1 protein-coding gene is annotated in these 258 nt (G+C 44.2%); it reads right to left on the reverse strand.

Going from position 1 to position 258, the window contains the following annotated elements; all coding sequences use genetic code 11:
- Positions 1 to 258, reverse strand: a 258-nt coding sequence (locus tag RMT89_RS44015; RefSeq protein ID WP_315889366.1) for a hypothetical protein, incomplete at both ends; no start/stop codon positions are given.

Below are 258 nucleotides of genomic sequence, written 5' to 3' on the forward strand. Positions count from 1 at the left end.
CTCTCGATTATTCTCAACAATACCACGCAAACCCTGAGCAAGAGTAGTAGAAAAGCCAGCAGTTCCAAGCTTTACAGTGTAAGGCATTTGAGTTTCACGATAATCAACATCGCCATTATCTTCAGATGGCGGAGGAGGAGTATTGCCGGATTCATCACGTACACAAGTTGAGCCTGAGCAATCCCAGCTACCTTTAGATATAGCATCCTCGGTGCTGCAACGATTGCCAGTTGAAATATAAATACCAAAGCACTCAGT

Source organism: Streptomyces sp. P17 (genome assembly GCF_032436805.1).
In the GTDB taxonomy this organism is placed as follows: Bacteria; Actinomycetota; Actinomycetes; order Streptomycetales; family Streptomycetaceae; genus Streptomyces.